The organism is Lederbergia lenta NBRC 16444 (assembly GCF_001591545.1).
In the GTDB taxonomy this organism is placed as follows: domain Bacteria; phylum Bacillota; class Bacilli; order Bacillales; family Bacillaceae_C; genus Lederbergia; species Lederbergia lenta.
In genome coordinates this window covers 15991-32634 of record NZ_BCVC01000002.1, presented here as the reverse complement: position 1 = coordinate 32634, position 16644 = coordinate 15991, and the positions used below count along the sequence as shown (strand labels likewise).

Annotated in this window: 11 protein-coding genes; 2 read left to right on the top strand and 9 right to left on the bottom strand. The window is 36.1% G+C overall.

Annotated elements, in window-relative coordinates:
• Window positions 1-205 precede the first annotated feature (205 nt).
• Window positions 206-1576 (bottom strand): vWA domain-containing protein, encoded by a 1371-nt coding sequence (locus BLE01S_RS10270; RefSeq protein ID WP_326255485.1) that lies wholly within the window; start codon window positions 1574-1576, stop codon window positions 206-208.
• Between the two features lie 885 nt (window positions 1577-2461).
• Here BLE01S_RS10270 and BLE01S_RS10265 point away from each other — a divergent pair.
• Together BLE01S_RS10265 and BLE01S_RS10260 are read left to right on the top strand one after the other, a co-directional pair.
• Window positions 2462-3292: a Yip1 family protein gene (locus BLE01S_RS10265; protein ID WP_066141163.1), complete on the top strand. Its 831-nt coding sequence runs from the start codon at window positions 2462-2464 to the stop codon at window positions 3290-3292.
• A gap of 43 nt (window positions 3293-3335) precedes the next feature.
• Window positions 3336-5126, top strand: coding sequence for a zinc ribbon domain-containing protein YvbJ (locus BLE01S_RS10260; RefSeq protein WP_066141158.1), 1791 nt, complete (start codon window positions 3336-3338; stop codon window positions 5124-5126).
• Window positions 5127-5171: 45 nt separating this feature from the next.
• On the opposite strand, the gene BLE01S_RS10255 is transcribed toward BLE01S_RS10260, so the two are convergent.
• The 8 genes from BLE01S_RS10255 to BLE01S_RS10220 form a co-directional block, all read right to left on the bottom strand.
• Window positions 5172-5351 (bottom strand): hypothetical protein, encoded by a 180-nt coding sequence (locus tag BLE01S_RS10255; RefSeq protein WP_066141153.1) that lies wholly within the window; start codon window positions 5349-5351, stop codon window positions 5172-5174.
• Between the two features lie 173 nt (window positions 5352-5524).
• Window positions 5525-7117, bottom strand: coding sequence for a type 2 periplasmic-binding domain-containing protein (locus BLE01S_RS10250; RefSeq protein ID WP_066141150.1), 1593 nt, complete (start codon window positions 7115-7117; stop codon window positions 5525-5527).
• 16 nt (window positions 7118-7133) lie between these two features.
• On the bottom strand, window positions 7134-8021 hold the full coding sequence (locus BLE01S_RS10245; protein ID WP_066141148.1) for a carbohydrate ABC transporter permease: 888 nt from the start codon (window positions 8019-8021) through the stop codon (window positions 7134-7136).
• A gap of 15 nt (window positions 8022-8036) precedes the next feature.
• Window positions 8037-8987 (bottom strand): ABC transporter permease, encoded by a 951-nt coding sequence (locus BLE01S_RS10240; protein ID WP_066142194.1) that lies wholly within the window; start codon window positions 8985-8987, stop codon window positions 8037-8039.
• A 282-nt stretch (window positions 8988-9269) separates the two neighbouring features.
• Window positions 9270-11507, bottom strand: coding sequence for a helix-turn-helix domain-containing protein (locus tag BLE01S_RS10235; protein WP_066141145.1), 2238 nt, complete (start codon window positions 11505-11507; stop codon window positions 9270-9272).
• A 239-nt stretch (window positions 11508-11746) separates the two neighbouring features.
• The gene (locus BLE01S_RS10230; RefSeq protein WP_231955851.1) at window positions 11747-13318 is read right to left on the bottom strand and encodes an arylsulfatase; all 1572 of its coding nucleotides are present in this window, start codon (window positions 13316-13318) and stop codon (window positions 11747-11749) included.
• Between the two features lie 338 nt (window positions 13319-13656).
• A complete protein-coding gene (locus BLE01S_RS10225) occupies window positions 13657-15060 on the bottom strand; it encodes a sulfatase family protein (protein WP_066142191.1) in 1404 nt (467 codons plus the stop codon).
• 68 nt (window positions 15061-15128) lie between these two features.
• Window positions 15129-16640: a sulfatase family protein gene (locus BLE01S_RS10220; protein ID WP_082788684.1), complete on the bottom strand. Its 1512-nt coding sequence runs from the start codon at window positions 16638-16640 to the stop codon at window positions 15129-15131.
• Window positions 16641-16644: the final 4 nt, after the last annotated feature.

Sequence of the window (16644 nt, the reverse complement as noted above, 5' to 3'; positions counted from 1 at the left end):
TTAACAAACATGATAAACTATATTTATCATACATAAAAGAGGAAAACTAATGTGAGTAAAGCAATTATCTTTGATTTTGATAGTCCTTGCTGGATTGTAAATCTATATGAATTAATTACTCGTTCATTTAATTCCTCTTGTTTCATTCTATAGTTAACTATAGAATGAAACAGAAAAAAGCCGGTGTATGCACCAGCCTTGTTTCCTATTTTAAATCTTCCATCCGTTTTGTCCAATCTTCTATTTTTCCATCAATCCGTTTCACTTCATCTTCAATTGATTGTTGTTTTTCTGCTTGCAAAGTATCTTTCAACTGCAGTAATAACTCTTTATGACGGTCAATCTCTTTTTGTAATGTCACTTCCTGCTCATCTGTAATGACCGCTTCAGATTTCGCCATGCGGATTGCCTCATTAAAACGGCGATTTTCTGTTGAGATCGCATGCTGAATGAGTACTGCCATCTTATCTACTTCCAGACGTTGAAAACTTAAAGCAAATGAATTTTTCGGAGACTGTAGGGATTTCATTGCTATATCAAAGTCACTTGGCACCCATTTTTTTGTAATCGATCCTTGTAATTCCTCCGCACTATCCGCCTTTAAATACTCTCCATTTCCGGCGGCAGCTACTTCCTTTAATTGTGTTTCACTATCTGCATCAACATCAAAACCAATAATATTAACATGGCGTTTTTCTAAATTACCTGCAAATGCCTTCGCTTCGGCAATCGGATCTCCTTCACATGTTTCCATTCCATCACTCACTATATAAAGAGTGAGGTTTCCTTCATATTTTTCATTATCCGCATGAGCAGTTTTAATTGCTTCTGCCAACGGTGTCCACCCTTTCGCCTCTACTTCATTCACAGCTTTTACAAATGATTTCTCTTCGTACTTCGATCTATCATAAATTTCATCAATTTGCGAACAAGATAAAGTCATATCTTCCTCATTTTGTGTACCCGCATGTCCATAAATGTATAAAGATAATTCACTGTTCGCACCAATTGTTTTACCAAAATTCAAAACCGCATCTTTTGCGATCTTCATTTTCTGTTTTCCATCCACATCAAGTAACATACTTGAGCTCGCATCCAATAAAATGATTGCTTTATCTGGTGATTCCTTCTTTGTCTTATCATCTCTAGTTATTGTTTCTGGTTCTGGTAATAATGCTTCTGGAAAATTCGGCTCAAATTCAACAAGATCACCTACCGTTTTTTGATATGCATTATTACCCAAATAGTATACGAGCGCCTTCATCCATAATTCAATGTCAGCTTCTTTCGGCATCTTTTTCAATTCAGCAACCCACTGCTTCTCGATTCCTTCTAATGGATCAATCGCCGCAAATACGCTCGTTTCATTCTCAAAATCGCTTGTTAATATGCCAGGCTCTGTTTCACGTAGTTCTTCTATCGAAGTCGGAACTTGGACTTGATTCAATATCTTTGTTTCGTCTTCTCCTTTTTCTTCCACTTTATTTTCCATCACTTTCTCTTTTCCTACCGGTTTTGGTGTGGAACCTTGCGAACAACCAGCCACCAGCAATGCTAAAAAGATTACACTAAGCATCCTTCTCACACGATCTCCTCCTATACTATCTTTTATACGATTGTAATGAATCTAGGTTTCGTTCACTCGATATTTATAAATCCCTATCATACATAGGCCTTTTTTCTTTTATTATGTATTAAATTACAATCAGGTCTATATAACTATTTCGATATGAATGGATATATTAGTCACTCTTTGAATTAACTATTTTACAGCGGCTTCACAATAGGTAATAAAACCTAAATCTTTATAACTACTTTTTCAGCACTTTTACATAAATATATGATAGAATTTAATAAATATAATGGGATAAAGGAGAATTATATATCTAAAAACAATCATTTTGAAAGAAGGTGTATGTATAACGGAAGATAAGTTCTGCATGCAGTCCGTAACAAAATTGCACCAAGAGGAAAGATTCTGCCCCTGAATGCGGGACCGCTTTTGACATTGCTAGCATAATAGTCCTAGCAAACATTCAATCACAAAGCAGAATTAAGCCTTAACTTTACGAAAAAAGATAAGCCTCATTACAAGTTTCATCGTTTTACACATTTCACGATGAAACATATAACAGCACCTGATAAAAATTGAATGCTTTTTATCACGCCTTGATCAACGAAGATCAAGACTCTTTTTTTGTAAAGCTAGATTTTCCCAAAAACGTTACATACAAACCAGCATTCTATGTGGCTTATAGAACAAGTCAAGATATGCCATTATTTTTACATTATTAAAAGAAGACATAATCGTAACGACATAAGAATGATTTGTTTTTACGAATCATAAAGGCGAAGTCACCAATTATGAACGTATGAAAGAATATACAATCAAGTTAAACGAAATAAAACGATTATCAAATCAATATGATAGACACAGTGAGAGAAAGCGGAGGTAATGAAGATGATTTGTACAAGTTGTCAACATGAACAAAACACAGGAAATTTCTGCGGAAAATGTGGAAACAAATTAGTCGATCAAGACGCAGAAAAAATATCAGCTGAAACCGTGACTACAGCCACACAACAATCTGCAGCCACAGGAGACCATGTAGCTCAACCTACACAGCCAAATGTTCACATTGAAAAGGTAAAAGATACATCGAAGAAATATTGGAGTTACTTCACACATTATATGAAACAACCAGCACGTATTTTCGAAAATCAACAGCAAGAATTTGTTAATGGAGTGATATCCATTGGTATTTTCGCCTTTCTTATCGGAATAATTTTATATAGTTTTGTTCAAAGTGTCGCTCGTTCCACCTTTGGTTCATACGGAAGTTTATTGATGAAGGAATACGCTGGACCTACCTTTTTCACTGCGTTTGGAAGTGTGTTTATTTTTACAATTATTTGTATGATACTAGTTACGTTTTCTTTGTTTATTATCGGAAAATTTTTCGGACCAGGCTACACATATAAAGAAATAGTCAGTCACTATGGAACTCATTTAATACCTTTCATCCTTCTTTTAGTTATTTCCTTTATCTTAATCTTATTAAAATCATATGTGGCAGGTAACGCACTGTTAAGTATCGTCCTCCTGTTTTCTATTATTATATTACCGCTGTACATTGTCGGAAAATATTTAGCACAAAAATCTTCTTTAATAGATCCTTTATATGCTTTTATTATTTATATCGTTTTATTTGGAATACTATTTTCCATTTTCACCGGGATCATGATGGATTCAATTGTCGGTGAAATATTGGACGATTTACCATTATTCTAATACCATGTATGATCCTTTTAATATAAATAAGTGAGGTTTCTTTATGAATAGATTTTGCCAAGAATGCGGAAAGCCAATAAATGAGACAGATCTTATCTGTACAGAGTGCGGGACGCCACTAAAGACGAGTACAGTCAAACGAGATAATAGTAAAAAGCCTTTTACAAAAAAACAAAAACTAATCACAAGTATTATAGCTGCCATCCTTATCCTATTTAGTGCATTTTATATGTGGGGTAATTCCTATGCCTCACCAGAAAAAACGGCGAAGCGATTTGTTACTGCAATAAAAGACAGGGATAAAGCTAAGCTACAAAAAACAGCGATTAACAGTAATGGATCTTTTATTTCAAAAGCAGAAGCAACCGCTTTGCTTACGCTGGCTAATAAAGAAATTGAATATATCAACGAGCAACTACATTCCATCGCGCCAGCAGAATTTTCATCAGATGAGCATCTTTTCCGAATCGTAGAAAACGGAAAATTTCTTGGGCTATTTAAACGACATAGTATCGCATTGAAATCTCAATACATCGATTTAGACCTACCATTTGAAGATATTGACATCACTATGAACGGCAAGGAATTCCCTATCAGAGAAAGCGAGGAACTACGTGTCGTTTATGGACCGATGGCTCCCGGAATTTATGAACTAGAGAGTAAATTTAGTGGTGAGTATACAGAAGTAAATGCAAAAGAGAAAGTACACGTCGTTAATGAATATGATGAATGGGTAACCCATGAAGTTGATTTAGAGGCAGACTATGTAACATTAGAACTTTTTAATGAAAAGAATACACCTATCACAAATGCCTCCATTGAAATCAATGGAAAAAACATTAAATTTAATAAAGATTTAAGAATTGAAAAACTAGGACCTTTAGCTTTAGATGGGTCTGTCGCTATTATACCAATGGTTGAAACACAGTGGGGAAAGGTTAAATCTGACAGTGTAAAAATGACTGATAGCTATCATGAAATTTATCCTGAAACTGTAAATGAAAAACTTACAGATGAATTGGCAGACGTAATTTTAAAGTACGGTGAAGAATATGTACAAGCCCATGCCGCTTATGACGTGAAAAAGTTTACTACCGCCACACATGAATTAAAAGAAATTTTTAAATCTAATTTTTCATCCTACAAAGATTATCAAGATCTTTTTTCCGGGAAATTGGAATCTATCGATCTTAACTTCGATGATTTATCTTTTGATGAGGATGCAAAGAAACCTACTGTTATTGTTCCAGCAAATTTTCACTTTTTAGCGGATTTTCACGATGCTGACGAAGAAGCAGACTTAGAGGACAGAATCGATTATTGTGAAGTAGAATTACAATATGATACAAAAACCAAAGCGTGGTTAGTCCATGATAGTGCGGATGTCGGCTCCTGGTACAATGACTTTGAACCGACAAAAACGATGAAAGGTTCACAAAAATTGTATTCAGCTACCATTACGCCAATAACAATTACTGATGAAGACATTGCGTCATTCATGCTGATGTATAATGAAAAAAGTGTAGACTCGATCAATGCGCGTGATTTCTCCATCGTGGAAGATTATATCGTCCCTGGAGCACCAAGGGCGAAAGAACAAGATGACTATATCGATTACTTAGAAACGAAAGGTATTACAGAAGAGCTTCTCTCCACCACTGTAGAATCATCGAAAAAAATAGATGACAATACATGGGAAGTAGTAACGATAGAAAAGTTCACTATTATTACTCCAGACTCTTCAAAAGATAGATCATACAGAACGAAAAGTAAAATTAAAAATATGAACGGAAGTTTAAAATTATACGAGCTGATGGAAACGAAGGAAATATAAAATGTGAGTCTCCCACTATTCAGAAGGGAGACTCACATTTTCTTGTTATGCATATTTAATTAGTATAAAAACCGATATCGTCGATTGCATATCTGGCGATAAAGTAAAGCCTCTTTGATAATCATCACTCGTGCACTTCATTCCTATGATTATGACCTGAATTCTCAGTTTCATTTTGAAGAAAAGATGCATTTTTAATAATTCTTCAGATTGCAATGCTTTCATTTATTTCTCCTAGGGATTTCTCTATAGCCCGTTTTGTGTTATTCGTTCGCCATGTGAACCCTATTCAACAATTTACTCATTGCCCATCACCACTATTTAATCATCGCGCACAAATGCTATACGCTTTTTCATATGATTATCCAATGCAGCAGTTATATAATCCTCCACGTACTTTATTCTGACATGAAATCATCGTAATTCCTTTGATATATATCAACGAATTCATCCAACTTCATATCATCTAGTTTTTTCAAGTATTCATCCCACTCTGCATCAATATTCCCATTGATGATCCATTGGGCCTGTTTTTTATCTACAAATTCTATAATGTCCGTTGTCAAAGTGTTTAATTTCTGAGTATCTTCCAATGTGAAAAACACATCAGGAAAAACGGTCTTTTTCATGTACGGTTTATAAATATCGAAATATTCCAACCTAGTAGAATCCTTTTCATTCGGATGTATTTTCTGCATCGTTTCTGGCAGAAGTGATCTGGCCGAGGAATAACACGGCGATTCAGTACATCTGAATTCATCGAAAGATAATCCATCTGTTGGCTCAATATAATCATAAGTGCCATCATCATTTTTTTTCATATTCGTGCCATTAGGTCCGAACGTCCATTGAATTGAATTTTCTTCAGTATATAATTCATCAATCCACCGCATGGTAATTGTAGGATTTTCATTTGCCGAAGTAATCGAGAAACTTCCCTTAGCCATCGCTATTGCTTCATCTTCTCTCCATTGCTTCACCCCATCAGGTCCTTCTAATGGTGGGATTGGAATGTATTGATCTGCAAATTCCGGGCCAATAACATTGCTTGCAATAAATCCCGAGAAAGCCCCATATAAAGGAGTATCTGCCCCTCGACCTTTTGCAAAGTATACTGTTCGATCATGAGTAAATGCCTCTGGATCAATTAAGCCTTGGTTATTCAAACTATTAAAGTAAGCAGTTGCTACTTTAAATTCTGGGGTGATAGCAGTAAATGAAACTTCCTTATCCTCCACACTAATGTGATTTGGCTGATCTAACACCCCAAAAGCACCATAGAAGGAAAAAATACCATTAAGGCTATTACCATAAAGGAAACTAAATGGAATTTCATCACTTTTACCATTACCATTCGGATCCTTGTCTTTAAATGCTTGCAAAACCTTTTCAAATTCATCCGTTGTTTTAGGGATTTCAAGTCCAAGCTCATCCAACCATACCTTATTAATGAATATGACTTCAGGCAATGCATTACCAGGTTCAGCATGCACCATTGGAATAGAATAAATATTCCCATCTGGCGCAGTAATTTTCTTTTTTATATCAGGATTACTATCCAAGATTTTTTTGATATTTGGTGCATATTCATTAATCAAGTCTTGAAGGGGGATTAACATTCCCTGGTTTCCGTATTCAATTAAATCCGAGGAACTTAAACTACCACTCCCGAAGAATGCATCTGGCAAATCACCACTGGCAAACATTAAATTTTTCTTTTCAGCGTAACCCTGTGATGAGGCATCCCAATTAATATGGATGTTCGTTTTTTTCTCCAAATCTTTTACAACTTGTAAATCTTCAGTTGATTTCTGTTGTTGCGGTGGTTTTGACGTGACAAAGTTTAATGTGATTTTATCATTCACTATAGGCAAACCTGTCTTGTTAAAATTGTCTGTAGTAGCACCCGCATCATTAGCCACTTCCTTATTCTTACAACCCACTATCATTAAAATTGCCATTATTGCAAAAATCCAAGCTATCTTTTTCATTTCCTAACCCCCTTTTTTACTCTTTAATCGAACCAATCATAACTCCTTTTACAAAGTATTTTTGTACAAATGGATATAAGATTAATACCGGTAAACTAGTAACAATAATGGCACCGTATTTCATAATCTCTGAGACATCCTGCAGTTCAGAATCAGGAGAAATAACCATTGTATCTCCTTGCGATTCATTCACTATCAATATTTCTCTCAAAATAATTTGTAATGGATATAGACTTTCATCCCTCAAATAAATTAGCGCCTGGAAATAGGAATTCCAATGAGCGACCGCACTAAACAATGCAATGACTGCAATAATAGGCACCGATAAAGGAAGAACAATTTTGAAGAAAAATTTCGTAGTTGTACATCCGTCCACCTGGGCTGCTTCAAGCAGTCCTTTTGGAATGGTAGTTTGAAAAAATGTTCTGGCAATAATGATGTTGAAAGCGGAAACAGCATTTGGAATTACCTGTGACCAAATTGTATTAACCATTCCCAAATCCTTTACCAATAAATATGTTGGTATAATTCCACCGCCAAAAAACATCGTAAATGCAATGATAAACATAAAGAAATTTCGTCCGACAAGATCATGTCTAGAAAGTGCATAACCTGCTGTAAGGGTAAGACTTAGATTAAGAACTGTACCAAACACAGCATAGAATAAAGAATTCCGATACCCAATCCAAACCTTTCCAAACTCAAATAATTTTTTATATCCCTCCATTGTAAAGCCTTCGGGAATAAGCCAAACCGTACCGCTATTTACTGCATAAGGGTTACTGACAGATGAAATAACGATTAAATACAGAGGGTAGAGAACAATCAAAATAAGGATCGTCATAAAGGTATAATTAAAAGTATCAAATATTCGATCTGCTTTGTTTTTTTTTATTACATTCAAGCGCTCCCCCCCTTTTTAAAATAAGCTTGTTTGTTTCATTTTCTTGGCAAATTGATTCATCGCAATTAAAAGCGCAAAGTTAATTAATGCGTTAAACAGCCCCACTGCAGTTGCATAGCTAAACTGGGCACTAAGAAGACCTGTTTTGTACACATATGTTTGGATAACCTCTGATGAATCAATATTTAATGCATTTTGCATCAAATATACTTTTTCAAACCCCACAGCCATAAAGTTTCCGACATCTAAGATGAGTAGGATCATGATAGTAGGCATGATGGAGGGAAAATCTATATGCAAAATTCGTTGGAATTTTGTTGCTCCATCCATGATTGCAGCTTCATGAAGTTCTACACTGACAGATGCCAAGGCTGCCAAATAAATAATCATCGACCAGCCAGCGTTTTGCCATATTCCTGAAAAGACAAAAATAGACTTAAACCAACTTGCTTCTCCCATAAAGTAGATGGGTTCCATTCCTAATAAAGTCAAAAGATTATTAAACAAACCATTAACTGGTGATAAAAATAAGTACATCATACCAACGATAATCACAACAGAAATAAAATGAGGTGCATAAGTGATGGTTTGAACCAATCTTCGAAAACGCATGCTACCTATTTGATTTAATAAAAGCGCCAAAATGATAGGAATCGGAAACGCTAGTAACAACTGGTACAAACTAATAAATAATGTGTTTTTAAGAACCGTTAGAAATTGATATGATGAAAAAAAACGTTCGAAATGTTCGAAAGCGACCCACGGACTTCCGTGAATTCCTTTTATTGCAATATAATTTTTAAATGCAATTTGCATTCCATACATAGGGACATAATGGAAAAGGAGAAAGTATAATAAGGTTGGAAGCAAAAATATGTAAAGCTCATAGTTTTTTCGAACCTTTTTCCACATTGTCAAAGATCTCTTTATTTTCGTAGTTCGCGCCACTCCTGTAAACGCTGTCATTTTATTTACCTTTTCGATCGCCAATTGATCACCTCCTTATCATTTTTGATTACATTTACTATAGCCATTGGGATATTTTCAGTAAATATGCTATATGTGCAACAACTATGCGAAAAATCCATGCTTTTCCAAAGCTAGTTATAGCACGGTTTCTCCCCTATATCTAAAGCCTAAAAGATACAATTAGCATACTCACATATTCCTAATATTCGAATAGCACCAAAAAAGCAAAGCATTATCTCCATTACAATGGAAAACGCCTTGCATTAGGAAGTCATTAAACTAATTAACCTTTTTTCGGTCTGTATGAATCTTTCGGTATTCTCCTGGTGTAATCTTCATTTCATTTTTAAATTTACGGATAAAACTAGAAACATCATGATAGCCGATTTCCTTGACTAATTCTTTCAGAGAGATATTACTATTCTTCAACAATTGCTTAGCATGCTCTATCCGGTAAAAGCTCAAATAGTCAGTAATAGTCTGACCTGTCTGTTGTTTAAAGTATCTTTTTAAATATGTTTGTGCTACTGATAATGAATCAGCCATTTTCTGAACTGAAAATTGATTATCTCGATAATTTTCACGTATAAATGTAATGGCCCGCTCCCGTAAATCAGATTCTATATTTCGGTCCTGCACCACCCCTTGCAATCGCATGCAAATTTCATTAGCTAATTGTTCAAAATCCTGCAATGTTTCAAACTTGGAAAGCTTCTCAATATCAGGATACGTTAAATCTGCGAGATAGCTATTTTCGTTGTTATAGGAATTTTTAATAATACAATTAATGATGTCATAGCATATACAACGTACCATATGCAATGGCGGTTTGTTCTTTTCTACATCCCGATGAATATTCTTTATCATCTCGATAATTTTAGCGGTATCCCTTTCATTCACTAATAATTGAAGTGTTTCAATTTCTTGTTTAGGATACCAATAATCTAGCTGATTTTCAGAATTAATTTCATCAAAGAATATCACCTGGTTCTGACCTTTGATTAGTTTATAGTCAAGTGCCGTTGACGCTTCCATATAAGATTTTCCGATCTTATTCATATCTTCATAGATGCAACCAACACCAATCGTGATACTCCCCTGAGAATGTTCCTTAAGGATTTTATGAAGAAACAGAATAAATTCCTTCAGTTGTTGATCTTCTTTTCCAAGGGTACATATATAGGTAATCACATTTTGATTAGCCCACTTCACCTCATAACCTTCATATCTTGTGTAGATTTCGTTATTAATCCTTTCCGATATTATTGCTTTATTGTCAATATCTTCATCTTTAATCTCACAGCGAAGGACAAATATTCGCTTTTCTCTAAAGTTTAATCCAACTTCTTCCCCTCGATCATAAAATTCTTTCATGTCCGTTATTTGTCCGTGCAATAATTCAATTAACAAATACTTTCTAATAGCATACTGATTATCCTTCCACTTGTTTTCTATGGCTTTACTTTTTTTATTCATATTAGATAGCATATTTAAAACATCACTCGAATTTTGAACAGATTTACCAAGTTGAAGCGTTGTATATGAAAATATTTGTTGTAATGGACTGTAATTGATTCTCATTAAAAAATATATAACGATACTTCCCAGAAATAGATTGGCAATTAGAACAATCATTGCACGATATTGCACTTGGCTAACCTTTTTCAATAAATGCTCCTGTGGCATCATAGTTAAATAAGTCCAACCAGTATAGTTAGATTTAGCTGTTGAAAGAATGTATTGTTCATTTTTTATTTTTATCGACTTTGAACCAGGTGGTAATGCCTTAATAGACTGTAGAAATGACTGATCCTGAAGATAATCAGTATCATATAATGAAGTAATAACTTCTCCTTTTTCGTTTAAAATTAATGTATTTCCTACTCTTTCTTCAATGCCACCTCTTTGTAATCCTTTTACTGTATCTTCATCAATAATAAAGACTGCTGCTCCATAAGGTTCAACCCCACTTGGCGGAAGTGGCACTATATATGTTATTGCTCGGTTACTCTTTAATAAGGACGAATCAACCTCTTCGGAAGGACGTAATATAGGAGTCTCTAAACGGTTAAGGTCATTACGGAACTGTGAAGGACTCCAATTTTTATATTGATATATATTATCCGTAAATAACGGGATTGAATAAGTACTTTCGGCGGAATAAATATAATCTCCCTCTTTAATATAGAGAAAAACGTTCTGAAAAAAGTTATTTGCAACAGTAAAATTCAATAGTCTTTTTGCAGCATAGGCATGATACATATTTTGCTCCAAATAATAGGGAGTCAATTCGGGGTTAGAAGATATTTCATAAGAAATAGTGTTCATTTCCCTCATTTTTGTATCAAATGTATCTCTCATTTGTTCTAGCATTTGTTCATGACCAAGCATAATTTCTTCTTTTAAAATAGATGTATAATGTTTATATGAAAACAAAGATGTAACAATGAGCGGAATGATTAATAGTATAGAATAGGAAAGCAGATACTTATAAAATAATGGAATTCTCTTTAACATCGAACTAACTCCCCCCTGGTAAGTTCAAATCGAATTTTTAAATGATCCCAATATCCAATGTGTACAAAGTTTAAATCCACTACACGATCATTATCAAAAGAGACAACTCCTATCACAGAGTTGTCCCTAAAAAAACCATTTATCATGACCTGCCATTTTCTCAATCCATTTATTTCCTTTTCCCTTCAACCTAACAATCCGTTGAAACTACAATTCCATACATCTATTACTTCATGCTTCTATCGTTTTAATATCTTCTCTCTAGGAATAACCCCGCAGCGCTTTGCCCATGCATCATATTTTTTAATCATCTTCGCTACTCTTTTTGGATATTGATATGCAACATTATGATGCTCTGTTCTATCACTTTGCATATCATAGAGTTCCCATTCCCCTGGATATCTTTTAACGAGTTTCCATTTTCCAATTCGAATAGCTGAAATCCCTTCATGTTCCCAATACAACGGTCTCTCTTCCTCTATATCTTCCTCGAAGAAAGGAACGATACTCTGACCTTCTAATGGTAATATTTTATTTCCTTTATATGATTCTGGATAAGAGGCTCCAGTCACGTCTAAAACTGTTGCCATTATATCTGTTAGTTGAGCAGGGCTATGTCTGATCGCCCCTTTTGCTTTGATGCCTTTAGGCCAATGGACGATAAGCGGTGTCGCTATTCCTCCTTCATGAACCCAATGTTTATATAATTTAAAAGGTGTGTTTGATACATTGGCCCATGCAATGCCGTAACTTTGATATGTATTTTCCGGTCCAGGCATATATTCTGGCCGATCCCCAAAGATAACCTCTTCACCTGATCTCGTTTTTGCACGGGCGCTATTTTTCACGAGTCTCGGTCCCCAATCAGGTCCTATTTCTTCTGCACAACCTCCGTTATCAGACAGAAATATAATGATTGTATCTTCTAATTGATTTGTTTCTTTTAATACATTTATTATTCTTCCAATTCCCTGATCCATCCTATCAATTTGTGCCGCGTATACTTCCATACAACGTTGTCGCCACTCTTTATTTTCCGCATCTTCCCATAATGGTTGGGAAGCATCTCGTTCAGACAATTTCCAATGTGGTTCTATGATGCCCATATCAATCATACGTTCTAGACGTTGCTCTCTTAATTTATCCCAGCCGGAATTAAATCGCCCTTTATATTTATCTATTACTTCTTTTGGGGCATGTAATGGCCAATGGGGTGCTGTATAAGCAACGTACTGAAAAAATGGCTGCTCTTTTCCACTACTAACATGTTCTTGAATAAAACGGACAGCATTATCACTGATAGCATCCGTATAATAAAAATCGTCATTTTCCTGTGCTTCACATTCAATATTTTCATTGTCTCGAGTAAGGGTTTTTGGATCATAGTAACTACCGGCTCCAGCAATAGTGCCATAAAATTGATCAAATCCCCGTTGCTTAGGCCAAGTGTCCGATACATGATGAAAGTCATTTGCCACATGCCATTTCCCACTCATGAAAGTGCTATAATTGCTTCCTTTTAAAACTTCTGGAATGGTTACACACTGCTTGTTTAAATTACCAGCATATCCTTCGGGACCGTCATCATCCGTTAAAATACCTATTCCTGTTTGATGAGGATGGAGACCTGTAAGTAATGATGCTCTTGAAGGGCTACATCTTGCCGTATTATAAAATTGCGTAAAGCGAACCCCTTGTTCAGCAAGCGTATCTAGATTTGGAGTGTCTACTTCTCCACCATAACAGCCAATATCAGAATAACCCATATCATCATTTAATATAATCAATATATTTGGCGATTTACCCATCATTTATTCACTTCGCTTTCCGCGGGGCGAGCGGTAAGCCGCTACAGTCGCTACGCTTCTTGCAGGGACTCACCGTCTCGCATATCTCGCAGGAGTCTACCTGTATTCTGACTGCTCAGTGGTTACAAATTGTTTCGTATGCAATAAACTTTTAGCATAAGATCTTGATACACAAGTAACTCCACTGATAGAGATGGATGCCTCTTTATCCATTACACCCCTGCGAAATGCCTCCAGATTTTATCACCTGCTCGATAATCTTCCCCTAAAATTAGTGAACTCCGACGGTGATTTGAATTCATTCAGCCGGAGTTTATCCCACTGCATAAAGTTAAAAGTCATCAATCATGATCCCCTACTTGTTCTTTTAATCTATATAATTCCGCTTTCAAATCTGAAGCCACCTCTTGGTAATCCTCATGCCCATACACATTATTCATTTCATATGGGTCCTTCTCTAAATCGAATAATTCCCATTGTGGTTCAAAGGAAACATCGCGAGCGCCTGGTACCCCCAGCCCTTCCCCATAATAATAAATTAATTTATATTGATGTGTCCGTACTCCATAATGTGCAGCGACATTGTGCTCGCTCATGTGCTCCCAATAGCGATAGTACATGGAATCCTGCCAATCATCAGGTGTTTCTCCTTTTAAAATTGGCCTTAGGCTTGTTCCCTGCATATCTTCAGGGGCTGGAATCCCGGCGTAATCTAAGAACGTCTGAGCAAAGTCAACATTCAAACCGAAATCTTCTGTTGCGCTTCCAGGAGAAATTTCTCGCGGATAACGTACTAGAAACGGCATCCTCAATGATTCTTCATACATAAAACGTTTATCGTACCATCCATGATCGCCAAGGAAAAAGCCTTGGTCCGAAGTATACATAATGATTGTGTCATCCGTCAGATCTTTTTCATCCAGATAATCAAGCAAGCGCCCGACATTATCATCAATGGAGGCGATACAACGAAGATAATCTTTTATGTATCTTTGATAATACCAACTTTTCAATTCAGATGACGAAAGGCCTTCCGGCGGGTCCTCCTTCACATCTCTCTTTCTTAAATCTCGTTCAATGCGCATTTCTGCCTCTGCAGCTGCATATGTACGATTTTCATAGTTGTCATGGAAAGTCTCTGGTTCTGGAATATCGATATCTTCATATAAATGCATATGTTTTTCATCCGGATCCCATGGACGGTGCGGCGCTTTATGGTGACACATCATAAAAAATGGCTGTTCCTTATTTCTTTTTTCCATCCAATCAATACATAAATCCGTCGTAATGTCTGTGGCATATCCAGGAAACTTTTTCTTCTCACCCATTTCAAACATGTCAGGGTCATGATATTCTCCTTGGCCAGGGAAGATATTCCAATAGTCAAACCCAGTCGGATTACTATTCTCGCCATGCCCTAGATGCCATTTACCAATCATTGCGGTTTGATATCCATTAGCCTGCAATATTTTTGCGACATTCTGCTGACTCGAATCAATATCCTCATAAAGCGTTCGCACGCCATTCACATGATTGTATTTCCCAGTTAAAATTGCCGCTCGGCTCGGAGCACATATTGAATTTGTACAAAAACAATTATCTAAGCGAATCCCTTCATTAGAAATACGATCAAGATTCGGCGTTTCATTAATCCTGCTTCCATAAGCGCTAATCGCATGTGCAGCATGGTCATCGCTCATAATAAAAATAATATTCGGCTGCTTTTTGTTTGTGTTTTTACTCATATTCAACATCTATCCTTCCCTAGTGTTCTCAAGATACAAATGTTTATAAACGTTAAGGCCTGCTCCCTTTAAGCACCTGAAATTCTTGGCATCGGTAGTGCTTCTTTACCTAACTCTGCCCAAGCATATTTTAATAGTAAATCGGCCTTTAACTGGAGAGACGCTGGGTCATCCCATAAATTATTGATTTCCCCAGGATCTTCAAGCAAATCAAATATTTCTCCATACGGCCGATTATAATAAATGGTTATTTTGTACCGTTCATCTACAAATGTCTTCTGGTGTACAGCCGTTGGTTGTGTTCTGTATTCACAAATAATATGGTCCCTTACTTGCTCTTCTTCTCCTATCCACGCCGGTTTTTGGTCACAGCCCGTCATCGTAGCTGGAATGGGAATCCCAGCAAAACTTAAAAAAGTAGGAGCTAAATCAACAAGTGACTGCATAGCCGTTGAGACATGCCCTGCTTGGATATTTCCTGGATAGCGGACGATAAAAGGTAATTTCATTACATCCTCATAATGGAATCCACCCTTGTCATGAAGCCCATGTTGGCCAAAAAAATGACCATGATCCGTTGTAAAGACAATAATCGTATCCTCTGCTAGTCCAAGCTCATCTAACTTGTCTAAGATTCTACCAATATACTTATCCATCATCGTAATCATGCCATAATACACGGCCATATTTTTTCTAGCTTCCGACTCTTTTATATTAACGTAGGAACGAAAACCAATATTGCCAATATTCGTCTCTTGATAAGGTGTAAAGTCTGGATTCTCCGCTTGTGTTAACTGAAAATGTGGAGCATTTTTATCATGCTCACCCGGAACAATCTTAGGTAATGTAAGTTTCTCTGGATCATACATTGTATCCCATGGTTCAGGTACGATATATGGTGGATGCGGATCAAAGAAACTAGCCCATAAGAAAAATGACTCCTCTTCTTCTTGATACTTCTCTAATTTTTCATTTGTTTTCTCAGCAATCCAATTGTTATAATGATATTTTTCTGGAATATCCCACTTGTATTTTTCTGATGGATCCATTGTGCCAGTAGGAGTCCGGAAATAATCTCGCCAATTATGACATCCATTTTCCTCCAGCCAGATCGCGTAATGTTGACCAACATGTGCTTCATTCGTATGATTACGAGCTAGATCGACATCTTCAAAACCATAAAAGTCTTCATCAAAGCGCTTCCAAAATGCAAGATCTTGTAAAAGCGGATATGCTTCCAGTGATGGATACTCTTCTGTTGATGTAAGTGGTTGAAAATGCGCCTTACCAACTAAAGCAGTTCGATAATCTTCCTCTTTAAGGATATCACCTATTGTCAGCTGATCTTCAGACAGTTTCGTACCAATACTCCATGCACCATGTTGACTTGGATATTTCCCTGTGATGATCGAAGCTCGCGTTGGTGTACATGTAGGATTAGGACAGTAAGCACGATTGAAAGTCGTCCCTTCTTTTACTAATCTATCTAAATTAGGTGTGGAGATTTCATTGTTAAAAGCTCCAATCGTATTCCAATGTTGCTGATCACTTGTAATCAGAAGAATATTTGGTTTTTTCATAAGC